Origin of the sequence: Bifidobacterium dolichotidis, assembly GCF_003951975.1 — a bacterium.
Lineage (GTDB): Bacteria > Actinomycetota > Actinomycetes > Actinomycetales > Bifidobacteriaceae > Bifidobacterium > Bifidobacterium dolichotidis.
On the sequence record NZ_QXGM01000002.1, the window covers coordinates 442,550 to 467,469 of the forward strand.

The window sequence follows — 24,920 nt, forward strand, 5'->3', positions numbered from 1 at the left end:
ATCTGAAATCGTTAGTCCCATCATTAACGAGCACTTTGAGGCAGTTTTCCTCTCCGTGAACAGTATATGGCTTTCATTCTAACTAATAGCCACATGTGTAATGAATATTCTTACAAAATATGCACAGTTCACACTGAATATCCACAACATTTATGCTCTTGCAATAACTGGAATCCTAACGTTTTAGCCGTCTGACTGAGACTAACTTTAACGAATGAACTATGCATAAGTAAGAGCTTCACACTATTTATACATGTGATATACGTCATGCCCAATATTTGAGATTACGAATATGGTTATGATTTCGAAATAAAAGGTGTAACACCTAAAGGAAGGCAGAAAGATGGGGACTCTGCAACATGCAAAAGATAACAATCAGAGGACACGTGCAGAAGATAAATAACGGGAAAATTACAATACCAACAAAAAATGGCTACTGCCGATTGAGGCAGTAGCCATTATCTTAGAAAATCACTCAGCGTCTTCTGACTGCTCGATAATTTGCTCAGCATGCTCAGCATCATCTAATGCATCTGCCGTAGCAGTGGCATCATTGCTGGCAGCAACTGCGGCAGCTGCAATCTGTGCAAGCTTGGCCTTTACTGCAGCGCTCGAACCCTTTGGTGCATGTACTTCAGTGCCGTGGCCATGCTTATTCGTCTTCACGAATGGATCGCCACCCTTAATTGCATAAGGATCCTCGAAGTCAGCAGACACCGTAGGCTCATCGTGCACAATGAAGCCACGACCCTTACACGTTGGGCATTCTTCAGAGAAGGCCTCAACCAGACCCTGGCCAATACGCTTACGCGTCATCTGCACGAGGCCCAAGCTCGTCACTTCTGCAACCTGATGTTTCGTACGATCACGTGCCAAGCACTCCAGCAGACGGCGCAGCACCAGATCGCGGTTAGCTGGCATAACCATATCGACGAAGTCGATCATTACCATGCCGCCAATATCACGCAAGCGCAGCTGACGTGCAATCTCTTCTGCAGCTTCAAGGTTGCAGGCCGTCACGGTCTCTTCCAGCGAGCGACCCTTGCCAATGAAACGACCAGTGTTCACATCGATCGTCGTCATTGCCTCGGTACGATCAATGACGATCGAACCACCGCTTGGCAGATAGACCTGACGCTCCATACCCTTACGCAGCTGCGAATCGATCTGCCACTTATCGAACACATCCTTGCCCTGATGCTCTTCAGGATCCCAGCGTTCAAGCTTTTCCTTGAGATCTGGAGCCATCGTGTCCAAGTACTCGGCAATGCGATCGTAAACAGCGTCGCCTTCAACAATCAGATGTGAGAAGTCATCGTTGAAGATATCGCGCACCACACGAATAGCCACATCTGGCTCACCCTGCAGCAGCTTTGGACGCTTGCCGTGGCGGAACTCCTCGAGCTTGTTCGAGATATCTTCCCACTGACGCAGCAGGTTCTGCAGGTCCTTAGTAATAGCATCTTCCGATGCACCCTCGGCTGCCGTACGGATAATAACGCCCATATCCTTTGGAGCAACCTTGGAAACGATCGACTTCAGCCTCGAGCGCTCACGCTCGCTGAGTTTACGGCTCACACCTGTCATGCCGCCAGAAGGAACCAGCACCAAGAAGCGACCTGCAAGCGTGACCTGGCTTGTCAGACGAGCACCCTTGTGACCAATTGGATCCTTCGTCACCTGCACGAGCACTGGATCACCCGAACGGAATGCGTGCTCAATACGACGAGGCTGACCTTCAAGACGCGTGGTATCCCAGTTAACCTCACCGGCATACAGCACACCGTTACGTGCCTGACCAATGTCAACGAATGCGGCTTCCATGCTTGGCAGCACATTCTGCACGCGACCCAAGTAAATATTGCCAACCGTGGCAACTTCCTGAATATCGGAGACATAGTGCTCCACAAGCACGTTGTCTTCAATAACGGAGATCTGCGTATGGCGGCCGCGCTGACGAACCACCATCAGGCGGTCAACGTTCTCACGACGTGCGAGGAAGTCCTGCTCGAGCAGCTGGTTCTGACGATTACGCTCGCGACGGTTATCGCGGCGACGCTGCTTCTTCGCCTCAAGACGCGTGGAGCCAGCAACATCAGTAATTTCGTCAATGTACTGCTGCTTACGCGAACGACGCGTAGTCGTTTCTTCTTCACTCGACTTAGAGCTCGAACGACGACGGCGACGGCGACGCGTCAGCGTTGTGGTCTCCTCGTCATCATCCTTCGATTCGCTGCGCGAGCTGCGGCTCGAAGACTCCTCTTTATTCGACTCGTTGTTCTGCTCAGTTTCGTTCTCTTCAGAAGAGCGACGACGGCGACGACGGCGCGTGGTCACTGGTTGTTCTTCTGATTCCTCTTCAGCCGCACTATTGGTATTGTTCTGCGACTGATCTTCATCATTCTGGGACGAACGACGGCGACGACGGCGACGCGTGGTGCGCGTAGGCTCTTGCGACTCATCGTCGATTGGCGAATACGTAATATCGTCGAGCTCGAGATCTTCTTCAATCTGCTCGACTTCTGCAGCTGCACGTCGCTCCTGAGCGTTCAGGCGACGACGGCGAGTGGAATGCTCATGCGAAGTTTGGCGGGAATCAGAATCTTCTTCTGAATGAGACGAGCGCTCCGAGCGAGATGGACTTGGAAGCTGCGTTGGCAGCACTGGCTCCTGGAACAGCAGCGACGTCATTGCACGGGCAGTGCCGCGGGAAGAAGAAGTTGGCACCTCGAAATCATCGAGCAGCGCATCGTGCTGATCTTCAGGATTACGGGCCGAACGGCGACGCGAACGAGCGGCTGGCTCACGGAACGTCTGCTCACGCTCATGCAGAGCGGAGCGGCGACGGTTACGACGACGAGGCTGAAGCTCCTCATCAGAATCATTAGAAGAGTCTCGAGATGTGGACTCATGTGAAGTTTCGATTAACGAATCGTCAGAAAGTGGGCGGCGTACGCGACGGCCACGAGTTCGCCTGACTGGAGTGGTCGACTCAGACTGAGCGGAATCAACTGAGGAAATTTCCGACTTAGCGGAAGAAGTCTTTTCTTGTGGAGGTTCAAGCAGAGCATGCTCTTCTACAGTCAACTGCACTTGCGCACCAGCGGCACCAGCGCCGCGCACCACACGACGGCCACCGCGACGGCGACGTGCAGGAGTTGTTGAAGCAGCAGCGTTTTCATCAGAAGTAGAGTCGGCCGCAGCTTTCGCGGATTTAGATTGTGAGGTCGAAGGGGTCGGGGAATTCTGGGAAGTCACGAGTGCAAAGCTCCTTGCAGCACGCTGCAATCATGCCGCACTGTCCTAGCTCCAATGTGCCCCACGCTCTCACCGGAGGGCACCTATTGGAGGCAATCCAAAAAGTCAACATCATGCGAAAGCGGACACCATCGCTCGGGGGAGCCTCGCAACTATTCCTGAGTGCTCCGCCTCGAGGGGATCAACGCCTCCGAATGGCCAGCGGTTTGCAGTACCGCTGACCACTATATTGCATGTGCACGGAGACATTAGTCAAGGTGTCAGCGTAAGCCTTCACGCATGCTGCTGATATCGTTTTTGGGCCAGCTTCATAGCACTCACTGCAATTACCATCAGAGCTAGTCCGAGGGCAATAATTTCCCAAGGGATGCGACCACCCGTGTTCGGCAGAAGCACGAAATCATCTGGTGGAACATCCTGGCCTTCAGCATTAGCGATATAGAGTCGCATGCCATCATCGGTGACTTGTGCTGGCAACAGATCTGCATCTTCTGCGCTCACACCATTGACACCAGTGACCCTTATCTTCGTCACCGAAGCATCGAACACACCAGGATTAACTGGATCTGCTTCATTGTACAGCTGGAAATCAATGGACGAGGCAATGTGGCGATATCCTTCTGGAGCGTTAATCTCCTCAAGACGATAGTCAATCGGCTGAGGAATACCACCCTCATTACCGCTATAAGGTTCCAGCAATATGTTCTGCCAGACCATGCCAATATCATCGGACCTGAACACATAGGCCTGGGACCTATTTGGCTGCCAATCATATTCACAGGTTTCACTACCGTCATCGCTTGTTGCGCACATATTCGAGTAGTAGAGACGCTGCTTCTGAGTTTCGCCTGATTCAGTAGTCACATTGACTTCACGCGAGACGCGGAACGTTGCACCAGAGAGAGTCGTATCGTATCCGATCAGTTGCTTATTACCATCCTCATCGAGAACGAAATTATCATTCTCATCGGTGACATAACGATCCGTACCCTCAAGCACCTTGAAGATTGCAGGACCATTCGTTGGCGAATTGTAGTAATCCACGAACGTAGAGTTCGAGAACAAGCCCACAAGATCGCGGCCTCGCAGATCAGCGTAATTCGTGTGCTTAGCTGATGCCCAATCACCAAAGCCAAAGTCCTGAATAATCTCTAACTTGCTCCAGCCATCATCAGCGTACAGGCGCTTCATACCTTCACCAATACCGGTTCCAGTACCTTCATTTTCATCTAGACGATTGAATTCAGCGCCTTGCGGGTTCTGATCTGCATTCGCTGCGTAGTCGAAGAACGAGTCAGGAGATGACGGCTCGAACTGCAAGTACGAAGTCATAGCTAGATGCTTCTCAGTTGTAGTTTGTCTTGCAATACCTGGACGATGTGCAGCGTCACTTTCCGAACCATATGGTGCGGTCTTGAAATCGCTCGACGAAATGAAGTTCTGGAAAGCTGCAAATGACTGCGAGCCATCGGTACGCAGCAGTATTGCAATCCAACGTAATGTCTCATCGACATCGTCCTCAAATGCGAACATATTCAGCGTCTTAGCCAAGTAGCCTGCGCCATTGCCGACAAGCACACCATTACGGTCACCGCCAGCATTGGCATAAATAGCTGTATCCGTAACAACTACTTTCGACTCAGCAATATTAATGCCATAGCGAACACCAGTCGTCTTATTAACTGGAGCAGTGATCTGACGCACTACATATTTACCAGTCTTCAACTTCGAGAAGTAAATAGCACCGTCTTCGTACGTCGGATTCTGCGGATCAGCAGCTTCGGCGGTTGCCTTTACACAACGCTTACCTTCAGCATTTTTAGCCACTGGAACCGTGTAAGTCATGCCATCAATTTCGACCTTAATATCGCCATTTGGCTGTGTTTGCTCATCCGTTGTATCAGTAAGAATGCGGTATACACCCTCTCCTGTGCCAGGACGCCTCTCACCAGTAGCAGGATTCACAAGCCAAGCAACATCGGTCAAAATACCGCCTCGCTTTGGATCTGGCTTCAAATAGACCGCTACTTTATCCTCTTCAGTCCCCCCTTCAGGTATGGCCCAATAGAACATCGTGCCATTCTTAGCCTCATCTACGCTATACATAGCGAACCAGGAACCCACATAAGGCGTGCTATCGTCTTGGCCGTCAGTACGCTGTGGAGCCTCGTCATAAACGTGATTCTGCACAATCAAGCGGTTCTCAGCATTAGGCACCTTAATGGTTGAACCCCACTTGGTATCAAAGCCCATGAACTCATCTGTATCAAGTTCATCCACTGAATTTCGATGTGAATGCACACGCCATGTATTACTTGGAGTCGCTCCCCTTAGAGAATCCGCGGAAGTCCAGAAATAGCTGACATAGAACTCGACGGAATCAAGGGCCTCAAGCTGCACCTGCGTAGCTTTACCACTGTCGATAGCTGCTTTACACTTCGCCATTTCGTAGGTCTGAGCAAACTCGCTGCACGTACGTACTACATCGATGATCTTCTTTGAATCGCCGCCAAAGTACTGCTCTTCAACATACGAGTAGTACTGCGTAGTAAAGCCAGGTAGCATTGCAAGATTTGCCTGCATACCATTAGCGCGCGCAATAAAAAGTGGATCACCATATGCTCCCTCATCAGCACTGAATACACCTGCCTGATGCTTAGAAGCATTGATCGCGCCCTGGAGCGTACTCTCCTCCGTCTTATAACCAGTATCTGGATTGCCATACATTGGCGTCCAAATACCGCTGGAATGCAGATTATTCCAAGCAGCACCATTGCGCTTCTGCACAGTAGCGAACAGCGTTCCGTTCGTTTGGTAAGTACCATTGCTATCCAGCGTGTAGTAATTCTGCCTTCTATGTCCGCCGTTTTCGTCAATCAAATACAGCGTATTCGTTGCAGTCACCAAGGTATTTGGTGCAGACCACACACCTGTTCCATACGGATCCCTTGACTGCAGCAAATCACCAGTAAAATATAGTGCAGCTGCATCAGATACCGTACGGTAACCTTCCGGAACATAAATCTCACGCAAAATGAACTCATTACCGAGTATGCCCTTAAGATCCTCAACTGAGTAATCGCCAAGATTAGTGCCGAACCGGAATTCACCAGATGAATTGATCACGCCCCTATACGTAGGCTTAAAGAGCAATGTTGATTTGGATGCGTCTGTATACACATTGCCAGTAGTTACATCAACATAGGCATTGCTAGGCCACTGAACATAGTTGCCAGTACCTTCTTCCAGATACTCAATTGGACCAAGCTTATCCTTAGCAACCTGCTGCTGACGTCCGTTATAAGTCGCGAAGACAGCACCAGCCAAAGCATCACCGTACTGATCTACCTTGTAAATCGAGGTCACAGGCGTATCAATAAGGTTGTACTTGATATGCATATTGGATTCGCCACTACCACGTTCCATGTAGTAGAAATTCAACACATGTTGCGTATCATTCGGGAATGTATTCGTTTTCCAAGATCTAGCCCCTTGAGCATTATTTGCAGCAATAAAAGCATCCTTAATCGTCGTATTATGATTCGGAATGTTACCGATTCTGTTATTGATTAGCACTTCTCCTGTCACGAAGTCAATGCTGACCGTAGCTGCACCATGAATACCGCCAAGATCGGCAACAAGCACATCATCGATGAACACCCAAACGTCATCGTCGCCAGAGAACTCAAATGTTGTATGCTTTGAACGATTCGCATCAGTAAATCCACCATTACGCTGTGAGAAGTTAGCAGTAAGGCTCATACCAAAGAAGTGATTCAAATCACCTGCTTGGCAACCATTTGTCTCAGTACGCTTACTTTCAACAAGATTAGGATCATTAAATGGGAAGAACTGACCATTAGACGAGCACGTTGCCGACTCGTTATAGACCCTAAAAGTCTTAGTGCTTTCATCAAGCCATGCAGCATTTTTTGTGCTGTCATATTCTAAATAGCCATCAGATGTTGCTGACAATAGATTCTGAACATTCGCAAACGTCATACGACCATCAAAATCTGGCATCTCTGGATCGAACAAATAAGCTAAAGATTCTTGTTCTACGCCATCCCTAGGGAACATGGTGCCGTCATTTGCCGATAGCTTTGGGAAACCATAGTCCATGGTCTTCTGAACGATGTTTTGCCTAACATCCTTACTATTGGTGTACTGATTTGCTGTTCCCCAATTATTGTTACTGGTATTTCTTGCAAACTTCAGCTTATGTCCAGCATTAATTGCCTGATTGCTATTAGTAGGGCCACCGTGGTCCCAACCAGGAGTTGGTGCCAAACGACCATCATGCTTTTGACCACTAGCATCGGTATACGTGGCTACCTCCCAGTAATCAAACATGTTGATCGTGGTATTTGTAGGCGATAACGTATCTGGCTTAATTGTATAGCCCTCTCCTGCAGCAGGAGAAACCCTTGGAGCAGCCGCAGCTACAGGAGCATCCTTCTTTGCAGCAGCATCCTTCTTCGCATACGCAGTAGGAGCATCCTTCTTCGTATCCGACTCTTCTGTTGCTTGAGCCTCGTCAGTTGCATCAGCTTCATCGGTAGCCTCTGTTTCTTCGGTTACCTCTTCTTGTAATGCATCTGCGTCAATAATGAGATCTGCATATGGATTTGGGGCTGGCTCCAGTTCCTCCGCGTAGGCAGGAGCAACAGTTGTACAAATCACTAGCGCAACAAAAGCAGCCGTTGCACGCATAAACCATGCAACGCCGCGATGCTGCTTATTACTAGCATTGTTCCCCCGATTAGCACCCGCATTCGGTCTGAACTTCTTCTCCATCACCCATGCCCCTTTCGGCGATTCAATGGCTCTTCTCCCCATTGATTGGCGAACCATATGTCCATCGTTGAATTGAAGTTGCAATAGAGATAAATCGTTAGATGTTCTATTGGCATTTGTGCAACCGTGCTTCTTCATTGAGGCCTGCACAAAAAGCTCATTGCATTATCGCTCTGAGCGAATGTTCAACACAGCAAAACTACAACATTTTGTCCACAACACGCAATGTTTTTTTGAAATTTGATATGTTAAACGATCGATTTAAGGTCCAATAAACGGCGCCATATAGTGCGTAATGCTTACTGCCACCTAGATGACAATGGTTGCAGACTTTACGCTACAGCCATCCCGTAATTAGACATTAAGAATAGTTTTAATTAAGAAAGATGGACAAACGAAATACTGGGAACAATAATGAGAGCGAATTTCGGCAAGAAATTAGACAGATAAGCAGAACGCAGTACCTCAACAATCTAGTCGAGATACTGCGTTCAGTAGCCTACTATCCTACAGTCAGTTTTCTGATCAACCTTTTTCTTTCCTGTCTTTATTTCTAGACTGCTGCGAACGCCTCTCCACAATCTTGGCACCACTCAGAGCAAGCAGTATGAGCGCCGCTCCTAGTGCAGTTAATGGCCAGGCGGTTTCACCGCCAGTATCTGGCAGTACCACATAGTCATCTTGTGGAATATCAAATCCAACTGCGTTGCCAACATACAGCCTCATACCATCTGGGGAAGTACGAGCTGCAACAAGTCCATCCTTAATATCCTCTTCACTTTCACCATGTACGCCAGTGATTCGGATCATTGTTACCGATGCATCTGTAACACCAGTATCTGGGCTCGTTACGTTGTACAGCTGGAAGTCAATTGAATCCGCGATATGACGGTAGCCGATTGGCGCCTTAACTTCTTCAAGACGGTAATCCACATTCGTTGCTTCCTCATATGGCTGCAGCATGATGTTCTGCCAGACCATGCCGCTCGCGTCAGAGGTGAATGTGTAAGCATTCGCTTTATCTGGCTGCCAGTAGAACTCATATGTTGGAGCGCCCATACGCGAGTAGTAACGACGTTCCTTCTCGCCCGTCGGATTACCTGCTTCATCAAGCACATCGAATTCACGTGAAACACGGAACGTAGCACCGGTAAGCAAGGTCTTATACCCCAGCAATGCGTGATCATTATCGTCGTAGTTCTCAGTTCCTGCTTTCACCTTGAAAATTGCAGGACCGTTCGGTGGCGAATTGTAGTAATCCACGAACGTTGAGTTCGAGAACAAACCAGTCAGATCGCGACCGTTCATATTGGCATAATTCGTATGCGGCTTCGTTGTGGCGTAGCCGAAGTCATAATCCTGCACAATATCAACCTTGCTCCAGCCATCGTCGGCATAGAGGCGAATAGTGCCTTCACCTATGCCCATACCCATTGTCGACTGACGTGATATATCACCAGATTTCTCGTTCTGATCCTCGTTTGCCACATAGTCAAAGAATGAGGCCTTCGAGGATGGCGAGTAGACCAGATAGGTCGCCATTGCCTTTGAACGTTCATCCGTAGTCTTCGTAGCAATACCCTTACGGCGTGCAGGGTCACTCTCTGTGCCATATGGAGCATTATCGAAGTCTTCCGATGATACGAATTGTTCGAAGTCAGCAAACGCCTGTGCTGTATTCGTGCGCAGCAGGAGTGCAATCCAACGCAATGTCTCATCAACATCGTCATCAGAAGCAAACATGTTCAGCGACTTCACCAAGTAACCTGCACCGTTACCCACAAGCACACCATTGCGATCACCACCAGCATTGGCATAAATAGCCGAATCAGCAACCACAATCTTCGTTTCAGCAATGTTAATGCCGTACCGTGTGCCCGAAGCATCCAACGGTGCTGTGATCTGGCGCATTGCATATTCACCAGTCAGCAACTTCGAGAAGTAAATAGCACCATCCTCATTCGTTGGATTCTGAGGATCATCATGAGCCGCCGTTGCCTTTACACAACGCTTGCCTTCAGCATTACGAGCCACAGGGATGCTATAGGTTTCGCCACTAATCGTGACCGTAATATCACCACCATGTGCACCAGGTGAATTCTGGTCTTCAGGCATAGTTTGATTAATACGGTATATGCCCTTCTCAGTGCCTTCCTTCTGCTGACCCGTAACTGGATCCACAATCCATGCAGCATCAGTCAACAGACCATCTCGCTTAGGATCAGGATTCAGATAAATAGGAACCTGATTCCCGCTGCTATCGGTAGCCCAATAGAACATGACATGCTTACCAGTGCTATCGCCCTGCTTCGCTTCACCAACGCTATACATAGCGAACCACGAACCAATATATGGCTGATTAGCCTCTTGGCCGTCAGTATGCATAGGCGCCTTGTCGTACACATGGTTCTGCACAATCAAGCGATTCTCTGCATTAGGAACCTTGATTGTTGAGCCCCACTTCACGTTGAAGCCCATAAACTCATCTGGACCAAGGTCAGGCATCGAATTTCGGTGAGAATGCACACGTCTCGTATTCGCAGACGTTGCATCAGCCAACGATCCATCAGTCCAGTAGTACGCCACGTAATACTCAACACTATCGAGCGCATTGAGCTGATCCTGCGTAGCCAAGCCCTTGGTTATGGCTGTGCTACAAGACTTCATGTTGTAATCCTTTGCGAAACTGCTGCACTCATCAATAACTGCAGCAACCCTGCTTGAATCACCATCGAAATAAGTCTGCTCAACATAGGTGTAGTACTGCGTGGTAAAGCCAGGCAAGTTCTGCAGGTTTGCCTGCATACCGTTCACTCGAGGAGTGAAGACAGGAGCGCCATACTTCACACCGCCTTCAATACCATCTTGATGCTTTGCCGTAGAAATAACGCCATCCATCGTTGACGGCATTGCCGTGTATCCAGCATCAGCGTTGCCATACACTGGCGTCCAGTTGCCATCAACATGCAAGTTGCTCCATTGAGCACCGTTGCGCTTCTGCACAACGGCAAACAACGTACCTCTCGACTTATATTCGCCGTCGTTGCGAAGCGTGTAGTACTCTTCCAACGAATGTGAACCATCAGCGTTGACCAGATACAAGCTGTTGGTAGCCGTCACCAGCGAATTTGGCGCCGACCACACACCAGTACCATACGGATCCTTCGACTGCAGCAATTCACCTGCAAAATACAGCACGGCTTCATCAGCCACTGTGCGGTAACCATCTGGCACTTCCAGTTCACGCAATACGAACTCATCGCCCAGAATTCTCTTCAGATCGTCAATGGAGTACGCTCCATATTCATTGGCAAAGAGAATCTCACCGAACTGGTCAGTTTTCGCTACATACGTTGGCCTAAACAGTATCGGCGCATCAGGCGTATCACTTGCATAAACGATGCCAGTTTCTACATCAACATGTGCATTGTGTGGCCAAGTAATATAGTCATCCGTCGTACCTTCTTTGAGATACTCAACTGGACCCAGCTTGCCCGTTGACAGCTCCTGCTGACGACCGCGATACGTTGCGAAGGCAACATCTGCCAAAGGATCGCCATACTGATCGACCTTATAGATAGCGGTCTTCGGAATATCAACGAGGTTATAACGAATATTCATATTCGATTCGTTATGACCGCGTTCCATGTAATAGAACTTCAGCAAGTGACGTGTGTCATTAGGGAACGTATTAGAGTTCGCGTCCCAGTCTTTGAGCATATCTTGGCGATGTGCCTCGGTGAATGCATCACGCAATGTATGCGACTTCGTACCGTTAATAGAAACGTCACCAGTAACGAAGTCGATAACAACCGACGCTTCGCTATGAATGCCACCTAGATCAGCAACAAGTACATCATCAATAAAGATCCACACATCATCGTCACCAGAGAATTCAAACGTCGTGTGCTTATCGTGATGCGCATCGGTATACCCATCATTGGCTTGCACAAAGTTAGCCAAAATATTCATGCCAAAGAAATGATTAAGATCACCAGCTTGGCAGCCCGAGTTTTCTTGCTGTTTTGCAACAACATTTTCTGGCGTGGTGAATGGGAAGAACTGACCGTCATCACCGTTGCGGTTACACTTCACCGCTTGGTTATAAACCTTGAATGAACGCGTAGCTTTATCATATTCCGCGAAACTATCACGGCTGTTATACGTCATATAGCCATCGTTCGAAGAGAATAAGTTCTTCACATTGGCATATACCTGTCGACCTGTATTAGGCATCCAATTCGGGTCGAATAAGTAACGCAATGACTCTGTGGTATTGGAACCAGTAGGGAACAGGCTGACATCGCCAGATAAGCGTGGATAGCCATAATCCAGCGTCTTCGCCACAAGTCCTGGCCGAACTTGTTTACCACCAGTGTATTGATTGGCCAGTCCCCATCCGCCACCGCCGCTACGGATAAACCTCAGCGCATGACCTCGGTTAATGGCTTCGAGTTTATTTCTGCCGCCTTGTCCGCCACCAGGGTCTGGCTCGCCACTACCTTTGTCATCATCCCAGTAATCAAACAGATTGATGGTGGCACTTGTTGGAGAAAGCGTATCAGTCTTTAGCGTATACACCGGATCCGTATCGTCGGCGCGAGGCGCTTTGGATGCTTGTGCCTTGCTTTTTGCGGGAGCCTTAGTAGTACCTAATTTTGTTGCAGCATCTTCCTTGGCTTTTGCCTCAGCATCAGCATCAGCTTGTTCCTGATTCGAATCATCATTGGTTGCAGGATTCTCGTCAGTTGTCTCACCATCTGCTGGATCAGTGACATCAGCATCGTCCGTACCAGTGCCAGGCTCAGGTTCCGTGCCAGTGCCTGGTTCAGCGTCTGTACCAGTGTCAGTTGTGCCAGTGCCAGTTCCCGGACCAGTATGGTTGGAGCCACCAGCATCAGTAGGCGAATTCACCTCGCCAAGCGTATTCGTTGCACCATCGATTGGTGAACCTGGCATCGTATTGCCAGTATCTTCAGTAACGGTTCTTGCATCCGCTAAGTCGATCAAGCTCTTGAACGCATTCATGTAATCGGCTCGAGCAGAAGATTCGATAGCCCATGCAGGACCAGCAGCAACACCGATGCACACAGCAACCAGCGATGCACACGCTCGTGCACACCACTTCTTTACTCGCGTCTTCACATCGCGACCAGTAAGCACCGTCTGAGTACCCGCGACTCGCTTCGACGTCTTCTTCATCACCGATACCCCTCTCTCCCCCGGGAACGGTAGTTCTCTGCGCTATCCTCCAAATTGGTATGGCTGCCCCAACAGCAAAACCAAGGATTGTCTTCTCAACTCGTTACACGTCATTGCTCTGAGCAATATCTTTTTAACCAATTAAAATTTACTCAATTCCCCCTAAACATGCAATATCGCATCCACTATAAGAACTCTAAATCGCTTATATTGCAATACTTGAAGCGCTTCATATGCACGGCTACACCTACGCATGGTAAGAATGCCAACAGCTGCGAGCCCTTGGGCCGCAGCTGTTGAGAAATTAGGCAGAAATAAATAATTTACTTAAGAAAGCCAGTCGATCAGCAAGTCTGCCATAAGTAAGAGGTCAGACTCAGGAAGCTGCTCGTCGTGCTTGTGAGCGAGCAGCGGGCTACCTGCACCCAAATTGACAGCAGGAATGCCGAGCTGCGAGAAGCGTGCGACGTCAGTCCAACCCAACTTTGGCTTAGAATCGGCACCCAAACGCTCCTTAACAAGAGCAACGAGCGAGGCCGAAATCTCATTCTTTAAACCAGGACGAGCGGCCGGCGACTCATCTCGCATCTCAATACCAAAACCTTCAAAAACACCACCCAACGCGAGCTGCTCGCCGTTACCCAGATGCGGATACGCATGCTCAGCCGCGAGCGCCGAGGTCTCTTCACCAAACATCAGCGCCTTGGCTTCAGCCAGCGTCTTATCAGGAGCGAAACGATAGTTGACGTGAATGCGGCATTCGTCAGGAATAATGTTCGTACCCGCACCACCAGAAATCAGCGTGGCATTGAGGCCTTCCTGGTAGACGAGACCGTCCACTTCAATCGCGCGGTTCTCGTGAGCGTTGAGGCGGTTCAGCACCTGAGCAGCGTCATGAATTGCATTACGACCCATCCACGAACGAGCCGAGTGCGCGGCAATACCGTGTGTAATAACGTCAAAGCGCATCGTGCCATTACAGCCGCCCTCAATACCGCAGTCTGTAGGCTCACCAATAATCGCGAAATCACCCTGAATCCAGTCCGGATGAGCCTCCACAACCTTGCGCAAACCGTTCTGCTCAGCCGAAACTTCTTCGTGATCGTAGAACACGTAGGTAATATCAACTCGAGGATTCGTCAGCGCAGCGGCCATATAAAGGAATACAGCGTCCGATCCCTTCATATCAGTGGCGCCTCTACCCCACATCACGCGCTCAAATTCATGGCCTTTGGCTACATCCTCGCGAATTGCTGGATCGCCCGGCTCGAGCCAACGCGGCGGGAAGTTCTGAATAACGGGCACGGTATCGAGATGACCCGCAATAATAACGCGCTTTGGCAATCCTAAATTCGTAGAGGCAACGAGCGTATCGCCATGACGGCGCACCGTGAGATGTGGCTGCTGCTCAAGAAAATCTTCAACTAAGTCGGTGAGCGGACCCTCGTTGTCGCTAACCGAATAGACGCTCATAATTTGTTCCATGATCGAGTTCAGCGCTTGCTGACGTGGCATAGTGACGTCAACAGTGAGAGGCGCGTACGAAGATTGTGCGAATTCGTGCCGTTCTGTGTTCATGGACATGCCTTCTACTTCTGCAGTTACAGCGGCTGCGGTCTGCTGTGTTCAGCTCACCTTTGCCTGCTGTACATGCGGATCCTTCAAGTTACGCATAGAGTATCAGGAACGCGCTGGGCTGTGTAGCATTTCCGTCACCCATTGACACAGCAAATTCCGAAAATGACATAGTTTCAGTGTTCAAAAGTGATTTCCAGTACCGTAAAGCCAGCACCGCAAAATCCAGCAGCAAGATCCGGCACTGCGCGTCCAAGAAGGCGAGAAGGAGAGGCTCATGTCTGGCTTTATACATGCCATGCAAGGCTTTGCCATAATTGGCCTCATTATTGGCGTTGGATACATGTGCGCTCGATTCCATATCGGTGGTGCGCAGGCTCAATATGTGTGTAATCGCATGGCGTTCTATGTTGCGAATCCGTGCTTACTGTTTTCTGCGATGTCTCGTCAGCAGCTTGGCGATGTGTTCGATTTGTCGATTGTTGTAGCGCTTGGTTCCGCCGTTACCGCCAGCGCGCTGTTTATTGTTGTGGGTCACTTTGCGCTGCGACTCAAGCCGCTTGATACCGCCGTTGGCGCGTTCGGCTCGTTCTATTGCAACGCAAATAACATCGGCCTGCCCGTCGCTACCTACATTCTTGGCAACGCCAGTTTGGTTGCGCCACTGTTACTTATTCAGCAGGGCTTGTTTATGCCGATCGTTTTGGCAACGCTCGACGGCCTCACCTCCAGCCGTTCGTCACTCAAGCGCGCGTTAACCAGTCCGCTGCGTCAGCCAATGGTTATCGGCACTTCACTCGGCATTATTTGTTCTCTGATTTCTGCCTCAGTTGGAAGCAATATTGTGCCTGAAGTGTTTAGCCAAACTACATCGTTAATTGGCGGCGCTGCCGTTCCGCTTGTGCTGATGTCATTTGGTATGTCCATACACGGATCGAAACCAATGCAGCAAGCCTCGCATAAAGCGGTGTATGCCGTAGTTGCAATCAAGAATGTAATTATGCCAGTTGTGGCATTCCTACTCGCCTACTTTGTACTCGGATTCCGCGGTCCAGTGCTCTATGGATGCGTAGTGCTCGCAGCTTTACCAAGTGCGCAGAACGTGTTTAACGTGTCATATCAGTACAAAGCCTCAGTGCCACTGGCACGAGATAGCGTACTCATCAGCACCATACTGAGCCCAATCAGCATTGCGATTATTGCGCTACTGCTGAGCTAGTATGAGTGCCAGCGAGCATATTCAACGAAACCAAACACACTGGCTGCTACTGCCGCTCAGCTAGTTTGAGTGCTACGCCAACCTGAGTCCTACGCCAGTGTGAAAACCGACGGTTTTCACGTGAAACGAGACGGGAATCAGCTCAGTTTCCACGTAATACGATGCAAGTCGCATGGACCATAAGCTGCAATGGCTTCGCGATGCGCCTTGGATCCATAGCCCTTGTTTGAAGCCCACTGGTATGGCGCATATTCTGGGCGCTCGGCAAGCTGCATCATCAGATGATCTCGAATCACCTTGGCAATAACGGCAGCCGATGCAACAGTTGCACAATGCTGATCGCCCTTCACCTTCGTCACCACATGTGGTGGGATTGGCACATCAGGAGCCTCAAAGGTAGAGACTGCCTTCGTGATGTAGTCATATGGACCATCAAGAATGGCGCCAATACGCAGAGGCAAACCATCTGCGGAAGCATCAGCCGCTGCAGCAGTTTCTTCTCCCGCACGTAAAGCAGATACAGTTGCACTACTTGCAGCAGTTGCCAAATCGAGCTTGCCATGTGCTGCAATCTGCGTTTCATCAGGCACCTGAGAACCACGTGCACCAAGCTGTAGCTCTACATGAGTTAGTGCGCGCAAAGCCGCGATACCCAACGCATGCGAAATACCCCACTCATCGATTTCATGATTCGAAGCCTGACCAACAGCCCATGCAGCTACCCAGTTCTCTAGGTCTTCGAGCATGTTTTCACGACGACGAGCCGTCAGCATTTTGGAATCAGCCACATGTGCTGGCACTTGCAGCTTTGGTAGATCGCGTGCCCAGATTGCAACACATCCGACCATAACCGGACCGGCAAGCGAGCCGCGACCGACTTCGTCGAAACCAACAATTGCATCAAAGCCTTGTGCTGCAAGCTCTTGCTCCAGCTCAAGCGTAGGAACCACAGAGGGCATAAATTACTTCAGCTTTACTCATCGAAAAAATGCTATGTAGTACAAACAATATGTACTACATAGCACAACGTCTTATAGGCCTAGATTCGCTTACTTCGTAGACGAACCCGGATTTGGCACATTGGCGAACACATCGTGATGCGAGGTCAATGTGCTGATCTGATTAAGTGGCCAGTAACGCATAAACGCTACGCCCTTCACATCCGATATTGGCACAAAGCCGTGATCACCATCGTCTTGGTGATAGCGCGAATCCAAGGAATTATTGCGGTTATCGCCGAGTACAAACAGATGATCTGGCGTCACCGTCACCTTGAACGGGAACATACTTGGCTCGGTGCCCGGCTTAATATATGACGACTCGTTAATAGCAACGCCATTAATCTTGATTGGCGCACCGCCGCCATCGCATTCCACAACATCGCCAGGCAAACCAATAACGCGCTTAATCAGGTTGTCGGAATCCATGCCAGACTGCTCATTCCTAAGCCATCCTGCAGGATCCTTGAATACGATAATGTCACCACGCTGCACTGGCGTTAGCGCTGGCGTGAGCTTAGAAATAATGACGCGATTGCCCGGCATAATCGTGTTTTCCATCGAGCCTGATGGAATAACGTACATGCCGACCACAAAGATGCGCAGCAGCACCATCACGAGGATCGGAATACCGCACCAGAGTAATAAGTCTTTCCAGCCGAAATCTTTATCGTCTTTTTTCGTAGGCGTAGCCTCAGCAGCAGCTTGTGCAACATCCCCCGTTACAGCCGCCATTGGCTGCATCGTTGCATCAAGTCTTGGCTGTTCATTAGCAGATTGAGGCTGGTTCTGCGAATCCATACTTCCTCCTCGGGCTACACTTTGGGCGTCGAAAAAATACGTCGTCGCAACATATCAGCGACGCGTGAGCTGACAATGAGCATAACCCTATCAAATATTGAACACGTTGGTTTCTAACGTATCAAACTCACAGAGGAAATAACAGAAATACAAATAAATAAAATCAAAAAATAAAAAGAAAACCCGGGCCGAAACCCGGGTTAGAAAACTCACTTAGCGGAGTTGTCGCGGCGCTCAACGATGCGAGCAGCCTTACCGCGCAGGTTGCGCAGGTAGTACAGCTTAGCGCGGCGCACACGGCCCTTACGCACAAGCTTGATCGAATCGATCGATGGGGAGTGCAGCGGGAAGCGGCGCTCAACACCGGTACCAAAGCTGATCTTGCGGACCACGAAGGTCTCACGCACGCCGGTGCCCTGACGAGCGATCACAACGCCCGTGAAGGTCTGGATACGCGAGTTGTTGCCTTCCTGAATCTTCACGTTCACGTCGACAGTGTCGCCTGGACGGAAAGCAGGGATTTCTTCGGCGGCCTTGAGATGCTTGGCGTCGAATGCTTCGATTGCGTTCACCATTGTTTTATCCTCGTTCGTCGCCGCATGCCGACGCAGTGGTAGTGGGCAGAAACTCGAGGCGTACGAGCGAACTCGAGCCGAATTTCCGCACCAGAGAAAAGCTCAACAGTTTGCTGATGAGCTAGGTGCCAATCTGCCGAAAGTCAAGTCCGGCTAGACCTTAAGAGTGCTCATCCATGCGGCGATAAGCTACTCGGCACAGCGGCTTCATATTATACGGGCGAGAGCAGACGATGCAAGACGATGCAATGCGTGACTGCTCCGCACTTAGTACGACCACTCACGCCCTGATCTATCTTGCCTTGACGAGTTTCGCAACAACGAGTCGAATCGCGTTTTCAGCTCGCTCCGGCGAATAAATCTCTTCAACGGCCTCCTCAATTGGGCAAATCCCATCTTCTGCGAATGCGGTAATCATTGGGACGAGTTCGTCGTAGTCGGCGTTAATGCCGTACTGCTCAAGAATATGAAGCGCTGGTTTGCTCATAACTGGCGAATACACAGCTGACGCACCCAGCAGCACGTACAGCAACGCGCCACCCTTGCCGACCACGCGATCGGCTGCCGTGTATCCTACGAGACTTTGATGAGCATCAATTAATTTGAGAAGCGGCTTGAGACTGTAGTCATCGTCGGTGATGACTTTCTCTCCACTCACTGCCGCGAAGCTTAGGGCATCATTTTCTAGTAATGTCTGTCTTGCTCTGCGTAAATCCATTGGCAAACTCTCTTTGTTAACTTCCTTGTATCTTTCTCATGAAATTCCAGGTACACCATTTGTACTTGTTGTGTTCTTTTCTGTTCCTTTTGTTCTTTCTGTTCTTGCGCTTGGCTTGTGGCCTCGCGCTTCCTCGCAATTCCTCTTGCTGGCAGTAGATACGGTTTCGCTACTGTGCTGCCTTGTTTTTTGCTTTTTTGAATTGCTGTATAACCGTCAGATGTGCGGTCTGCACTCCTTGAACGTCGCCTTCCATAGCCGACGCACGGCTCATTAAAATATTCGCAAGCAAAGCTGGGAATCGCCTTAATATACGGGGTTTATCTCAAATAATGAGTTCACGAGGCTGCTGCAGGATGCTTGCAGGAAGTTTAAGAAGGTGTCCAAGAAATCTACGAAAGACATTCTCGTGGGATGCTCGAGCGACGTTCGTAAAGTGCTCGCGAAGTGTTCGAGAAGTGCTTGATAGTGCACGTAATACGCTCTCACCACATCACCACCGCATACACAAAAGCGGCACCGCTACTCACCGAAGTGAATTGCGATACCGCTTAAGTAAAGAGAATCGATTACATCGAAGAATATTGTTGAGGGATCAAATCCTTGTCAACGATCAAGCGCAGTGCTTGCATTCGTTGTGATGTGCGCAGTTGCACGTTGCGCCTGCTTCGTGGCACTTGCAAGGGCCATCAGAGTGATCGCAGCCGCAGTCACCGCCGCATGCGCAGCCTGGCTTCGTATTGGCGCAATCGCAACCGCAGTTGCAATCCTTCGTGCAGGTGCATGGCTCGCCATCTGCGCAACCGCAACCGCACTTGCAGCTCTTGCAATCCGCGCAGTTGCACTGGCACTTGCTCATGCAATCGCATTCAGTCTTGGCAGCGTTGCCACAGTCGCAACCACAGGTGCAGTCCTTGGTGCAGGTGCAGGTCTTGCCTTCTGCGCAGCCACAGCCGCACGTGCAAGCCTTGCCTTCGGAGCAGCCGCAGGTGCAATTCTTGCAGCCACATTCCTTCTTAGTCTTGCCGCAGCCACAAACGCACTTTGCAGCTTCGCCACAGGTGCAGCCGCAACCGCAGTCCGAAGTGCAGGTGCATGGCTTGCCTTCAGCACAGCCACAACCACAAGCACAAGCCTTGCCGTCTGCGCAACCGCATGGGCAATTCGTATGCATCTGGGCATCATTTGTAGTAGTCAAGATAAAGCTCCTTTATTGTTACTTCTCTCAATCGAAAAGACTAACTGCATCAATGCCCCCTACACTAGCTTGGGCCACTTTCTGAACTGTGAAAATCTCATATAATGATCGCCCATTCTCATTTAGACGGCGCCCAGATTTCTTATATTTTTCAACATATCGGCGCTATTCCAAGGTTGAGCCATTCTCATTAAGGATTGAGGCATGCGTCAGTATTTTCAAAAAATCGACAATTATTCACAAATCATGTGATATAGCAATTGATTACAATTCCCAACACCGTATCTCTCTTATGTGCGGGAACCTATTTCGCTTACGTGCGGGCGAAGGAAAAATCTCTGCTGGCAACGCATCTCTCTTATGTGCGGACATCTATCGCACTTATGTGCGGGAGAAGAAAAATAGCCCATCAATGCAATTCGCTTACGTGTGGGAAGACTAGAACTAGCGCCATCAATGCAATTAGCTTATGTGCGGGAAGCAATTACTCCATTGCTGCAATTGGTTTATGTGAGGTGAGGATGTGGGGCAATTGTCTTATGTGTGGGAGGCGGAAATAAAAAAGAGGGGATGCAGTGCGCATCCCCTCTCGCAAGTTATGAGCGCTCAGCTTGAGCGCTGACTAGCGAATGATCTGAACGAATCAGAACTCGCGAACCTTGCGGTAGTAGTTGATCAGATCGATCGTCGAAGGATCCTGAGCGAGCAGAGCCTCGTCGGACTTGGACAGAGCTGGCGTGATCTCCTTAGCCAGCTGCTTGCCGAGCTCAACGCCCCACTGATCGTAGGAATCCAAGCCCCAAACGGTGCCCTCAACGAACGTGATCTGCTCGTACAGAGCGATGAGCTCGCCGAGTGCGAATGGATCGAGGCGGACGCCGAAGATCGACGTCGTTGGACGGTTGCCCTCGAAGACGCGTGCAGGCACGATCTCCTCTGGGGTGCCCTCAGCGCGGACCTCGTCAGCGGTCTTGCCGAATGCCAGAGCCTTGGTCTGAGCGAGGAAGTTGCCCAGGAAGAGCTCCTGAACGTCCTGATCGCCATCCTTGAGTGGGTTCGTGGTGTTAGCGAAAGCGATGAAATCAGCAGGGATCAGCTGGGTGCCCTGGTGAATCAGCTGGTAGAAAGCGTGCTGGCCGTTGGTGCCTGGCTCGCCCCAGAAGATCTCACCGGTCTGCGTCGTGACAGGCGTGCCATCCCAGCGCACGGACTTACCGTTGGACTCCATCGTGAGCTGCTGCAGGTATGCAGGGAAGCGATCGAGGTACTGGTTGTAAGGCAGCACAGCGTGGGAAGCAACGTTGAAGAAGTTGCGGTACCACACGTTCAGCATGCCGAGCAGCACGACGACGTTCTTCTCGAATGGCGTCTCAGCGAAGTACTTATCGATCTCGCGGAAGCCAGCGAGGAACTCCTCGAAGCGAGCTGGGCCGAACACGATAGCAAGCGTCGTGCCGACTGCAGAATCGACGGAGTAACGGCCGCCGACCCAGTTCCAGAAGCCGAAAGCATTGTTTGGATCGATGCCGAACTCAGCAACCTTCTCGAGGTTCGTCGAAACAGCGATGAAGTGCTTCGAAACAGCCTCAGCTGCCTTCTCCTCGGAGTCATCGATTGCGTTGCGCATCTTGAGCTCGCCGAGCAGCCATTCGCGTGCTTCACGAGCGTTGGTCAGCGTCTCGAGCGTCGTGAACGTCTTGGACACGACAACGAACAGCGTCGTCTCAGGATCGAGATCGCGAGTCTTCTCAGCGATGTCGTTAGGGTCGATGTTCGACACGAAGCGAGCGGTGATGCCAGCGTCTGCGTATGGGCGCAGAGCCTTGTAAGCCATGGCAGGACCCAGATCGGAACCACCGATACCGATGTTGACGACCGTCTTGATTTCCTTGCCGGTAACGCCCTTCCACTCACCGGAGCGGACCTTGTTAGCGAAAGCATAGATGCGCTCGAGCGTTGCGCGAACGTCAGCAACAGCGTCCTGGCCATCAACGATGACAGCGCCCTTGTCGGAGTCTGGACGACGCAGAGCCGTGTGCAGCACAGCGCGATCCTCGGTGTTGTTGATGTGCACGCCGGAGAACATAGCCTTGGTGCGCTCAGCCAGCTTGACATCGTCAGCGAGCTCAGCGAACATTGCCAGCGTCTCTGGCTTGATCAGGTTCTTGGACAGATCGAAGTGCAGCGTGCCTGCATCGAACGTCAGGTTCTTCACACGATCCGCATCTTCAGCGAACCACTTCTTGAGGTCAATGCCCTCTGCCTGCAGCTCGTCATAGTGCTTCTGCAGCTTGGCCCAGGCTGGGGTCTGCGTGGCATCGACTGGTGGATTGATAGCCATGAATCGGTCCTTTCATCATCTTCGAACCAAATCGGTTGCCGCGGCGGACTTGGGATCTAACTTGAATCCGTACAAATCGCGGCATTTGTTTGCATTCATTATGACAAGATACTCATGAAAGCAGACACGAATTCACATAAAACGCGCGAAAAATGAGCGAATGTTCACAAATATGGACAACAGTGTGAGATGCGGAGTGACTTAGAAACAAGGCACGGGGTGATCTATAGGTAAACCGCGAGTTACCCCGGCGGCACGGCACGGGGTAACCCCATAAGAGATTGCGAAACCTTAAAGGCGAGGACTTAAAGGTAAGGGCTTAAAGGTGGGGAAATTTCTAAAAGGTAGTGGAATACCTTAAAGGTGGTGAAATACCTTAAAGGTGGTGAAATACCTTAAAGGACCTCGTCGTGACCGATCTCAGATAGGTACTTAACCATTGCCTTTACTTCTTGCGACCTTGCTCGTGGCGCAACAAGCAGCGCATCAGGAGTATCCACAACGACCATATCGTTCACACCGAGCAAAGCAATAAGGCGGTTGGCGTCAGGTACTACAACATCACCAGCTGAATCGCGCATGGCAACAAGATCGGTATCGCCCAGAATCTTGACGTTGCGCTCATTCACGCTTGGTAGCAGTGCTGCGACCGAGTTGAAATCGCCAATATCATCCCAACCGAAATCGCCAGGAATCATTGCAACGCCACCAGAGAGCGACAGTGGTTCAGCGACTGAGTAATCAAATGCGATTTTCTCGATGCCGTACCAATTTGCGCTCATAGCCTCATCACGGAACTGATGGAAGTCACGAGCATCAACAGCTTCGCGTGGATTCTTACCTTCAAGGCGGGCATCATGCATTGCCTCTTCAAGCGCTTCATCGTCGCGCACAATACCTTCAGCAATACGATCAATTGCTTCAGCCAAAGCAGGACGAGACTCATGCAGGTGCTTCAGCAGTACGTCTGCGCGCATAACAAACATGCCTGCGTTCCAGCGGTACTCCCCTGTTGACAGATATGCCTGAGCCGTTGCTGAATCCGGCTTTTCTACAAAGCGCTCTACAAGATGAGCGTCTGGAGCATCTGGAATCTCAGCTGCAAGGCTAGGACCCTCATGAATATAGCCAAAAGCCGTTGAAGGACGGCTTGCTGCGATGCCGATTGTGGTGACATAACCAGCACGTGCCGTTTCGACTGCCTGACGAACTGCTTCAATAAAGTCCGCTTTACCGCGGATAACGTGGTCTGCCGCAAACGAGCCGACAATAATCTGGTCGCCATGGCGCTTAGCCAGCACGGCCGTAGCTAATGCAATTGCTGCCGTTGAGTCGCGCGGGCTTGGCTCCGCAAAGATCCTCGAATCATCAATTTCTGGCAGCTGCTTACGCACAGCGGCTACATGGTGCGCTCCTGTAGAGATGCAGACATGATCTACGCCAGCCAATGCAGCGAGACGATCAAACGTCGATTGAATGAGTGTTCTACCCTGCCCCAGTAGGTCATACAGGAACTTTGGCTTGTCTTGCCTGCTCAGCGGCCACAACCTTGTGCCCACACCTCCAGCAGGGATGATGGCGTAAAAATCGTCGAATCCGCTTGTAACACTCATGGTCTTCATCGTAGCCGAATCCCTGTTGCTCTGCGCACGGAATTACTTGCGACACGCCGTATCGGTCCATCGATTGGACATTTCGAATGACTTACTATAGACTTTCTGTCTTGTTGCGGTAAGCAATGTGCCATTTTAGCTCAGTCGGTAGAGCGTCTCACTCGTAATGAGAAGGTCGACAGTTCGATTCTGTCAAATGGCTCCGGCAAAACCCCTGAGTTTGCGCTCAGGGGTTTTATTTTTGCCTCTACGGGATTACAGTGGCGTAGTCGCTATAAATGAGATACCGTAGCTATGCGCGCGTGTGGCGGAATTGGTAGACGCGCAGGATTTAGGTTCCTGTGACTTCGGTCGTGTGGGTTCGATTCCCATCTCGCGCACTCTTCTAATCGTGGAAATTACAACGTTTTGAGCACCTTGTTTGGTGCTCCTTTTTGTTTTTTGGGCATGATTTGGGCACGATTTAGCAGTATTTAACGTCTTCTCATGCCTTCTGAGACTTACTGGCAGAACGGTTTTGCGCCTGGTCATATTTTGGTCATATTTTTCTGAAGAGCTCTAGCGCTCGGGAAGCGCGCTGCAATCAAAAATCACACCATAAGCAGCCGTAATAGAAACTATGTGC

At 50.3% G+C, this 24,920-nt stretch carries 12 protein-coding genes and 2 tRNA genes; 4 read left to right on the plus strand and 10 right to left on the minus strand.

Going from position 1 to position 24,920, the window contains the following annotated elements:
- Positions 1-471: 471 nt before the first annotated feature.
- From D2E26_RS05730 to dapE, 4 genes are all read right to left on the minus strand, one after another.
- Positions 472-3,093 carry an Rne/Rng family ribonuclease gene (locus D2E26_RS05730; RefSeq protein WP_420897211.1) on the minus strand — a complete coding sequence of 874 codons (2,622 nt, stop codon included), beginning with the start codon at positions 3,091-3,093 and terminating at the stop codon, positions 472-474.
- Positions 3,094-3,531: 438 nt separating this feature from the next.
- Complete coding sequence (locus tag D2E26_RS05735; protein WP_125963744.1) at positions 3,532-8,058, minus strand: PA14 domain-containing protein; 4,527 nt, start codon at positions 8,056-8,058, stop codon at positions 3,532-3,534.
- Between the two features lie 522 nt (positions 8,059-8,580).
- Entirely contained in the window at positions 8,581-13,260 is a 4,680-nt protein-coding gene (locus D2E26_RS05740) for a PA14 domain-containing protein (protein WP_125963745.1), read from the minus strand.
- 324 nt (positions 13,261-13,584) lie between these two features.
- Entirely contained in the window at positions 13,585-14,772 is a 1,188-nt protein-coding gene (gene dapE, locus D2E26_RS05745; protein ID WP_125963932.1) for a succinyl-diaminopimelate desuccinylase, read from the minus strand.
- Between the two features lie 337 nt (positions 14,773-15,109).
- Here dapE and D2E26_RS05750 point away from each other — a divergent pair, with 337 nt between their 5' ends.
- Positions 15,110-16,051: an AEC family transporter gene (locus D2E26_RS05750; RefSeq protein ID WP_125963746.1), complete on the plus strand. Its 942-nt coding sequence runs from the start codon at positions 15,110-15,112 to the stop codon at positions 16,049-16,051.
- Between the two features lie 137 nt (positions 16,052-16,188).
- Here D2E26_RS05750 and D2E26_RS05755 read toward each other — a convergent pair whose 3' ends face one another.
- The 4 genes from D2E26_RS05755 to D2E26_RS05770 form a co-directional block, all read right to left on the minus strand.
- Positions 16,189-17,010: a ribonuclease HII gene (locus tag D2E26_RS05755; RefSeq protein ID WP_125963747.1), complete on the minus strand. Its 822-nt coding sequence runs from the start codon at positions 17,008-17,010 to the stop codon at positions 16,189-16,191.
- A 90-nt stretch (positions 17,011-17,100) separates the two neighbouring features.
- Complete coding sequence (gene lepB, locus D2E26_RS05760) at positions 17,101-17,850, minus strand: signal peptidase I (RefSeq protein ID WP_125963748.1); 750 nt, start codon at positions 17,848-17,850, stop codon at positions 17,101-17,103.
- Between the two features lie 209 nt (positions 17,851-18,059).
- On the minus strand, positions 18,060-18,425 hold the full coding sequence (rplS, locus tag D2E26_RS05765; RefSeq protein ID WP_125963749.1) for a 50S ribosomal protein L19: 366 nt from the start codon (positions 18,423-18,425) through the stop codon (positions 18,060-18,062).
- 292 nt (positions 18,426-18,717) lie between these two features.
- Positions 18,718-19,143, minus strand: coding sequence for a DUF1893 domain-containing protein (locus D2E26_RS05770; protein ID WP_125963750.1), 426 nt, complete (start codon positions 19,141-19,143; stop codon positions 18,718-18,720).
- A 670-nt stretch (positions 19,144-19,813) separates the two neighbouring features.
- Here D2E26_RS05770 and D2E26_RS05775 point away from each other — a divergent pair.
- Complete coding sequence (locus tag D2E26_RS05775) at positions 19,814-20,446, plus strand: hypothetical protein (protein ID WP_125963751.1); 633 nt, start codon at positions 19,814-19,816, stop codon at positions 20,444-20,446.
- A gap of 538 nt (positions 20,447-20,984) precedes the next feature.
- Here the strand turns inward: D2E26_RS05775 and pgi are convergent.
- Both pgi and D2E26_RS05785 read right to left on the minus strand, forming a co-directional pair.
- A complete protein-coding gene (gene pgi, locus D2E26_RS05780) occupies positions 20,985-22,682 on the minus strand; it encodes a glucose-6-phosphate isomerase (protein WP_125963752.1) in 1,698 nt (565 codons plus the stop codon).
- Between the two features lie 395 nt (positions 22,683-23,077).
- The gene (locus D2E26_RS05785; protein WP_125963753.1) at positions 23,078-24,295 is read right to left on the minus strand and encodes a mannose-1-phosphate guanylyltransferase; all 1,218 of its coding nucleotides are present in this window, start codon (positions 24,293-24,295) and stop codon (positions 23,078-23,080) included.
- 129 nt (positions 24,296-24,424) lie between these two features.
- On the opposite strand from D2E26_RS05785, the gene D2E26_RS05790 reads away from it, so the two are divergent.
- Positions 24,425-24,497: transfer RNA gene (locus tag D2E26_RS05790), tRNA-Thr, on the plus strand.
- A 96-nt stretch (positions 24,498-24,593) separates the two neighbouring features.
- Positions 24,594-24,675 (plus strand) — tRNA-Leu (locus D2E26_RS05795).
- The last annotated feature ends 245 nt before the right edge of the window (positions 24,676-24,920 follow it).

Bases quoted from the DNA above. Each gene is read 5' to 3' on its own strand.
- D2E26_RS05785 (WP_125963753.1), bottom strand. From the start codon at position 24,295: ATGAGTGTTACAAGCGGATTCGACGATTTTTACGCCATCATCCCTGCT.
- D2E26_RS05770 (WP_125963750.1), bottom strand. From the start codon at position 19,143: ATGGATTTACGCAGAGCAAGACAGACATTACTAGAAAATGATGCCCTA.
- lepB (WP_125963748.1), bottom strand. From the start codon at position 17,850: ATGGATTCGCAGAACCAGCCTCAATCTGCTAATGAACAGCCAAGACTT.
- D2E26_RS05755 (WP_125963747.1), bottom strand. From the start codon at position 17,010: ATGCCCTCTGTGGTTCCTACGCTTGAGCTGGAGCAAGAGCTTGCAGCA.
- rplS (WP_125963749.1), bottom strand. From the start codon at position 18,425: ATGGTGAACGCAATCGAAGCATTCGACGCCAAGCATCTCAAGGCCGCC.
- D2E26_RS05750 (WP_125963746.1), top strand. From the start codon at position 15,110: ATGTCTGGCTTTATACATGCCATGCAAGGCTTTGCCATAATTGGCCTC.
- pgi (WP_125963752.1), bottom strand. From the start codon at position 22,682: ATGGCTATCAATCCACCAGTCGATGCCACGCAGACCCCAGCCTGGGCC.
- dapE (WP_125963932.1), bottom strand. From the start codon at position 14,772: ATGCCACGTCAGCAAGCGCTGAACTCGATCATGGAACAAATTATGAGC.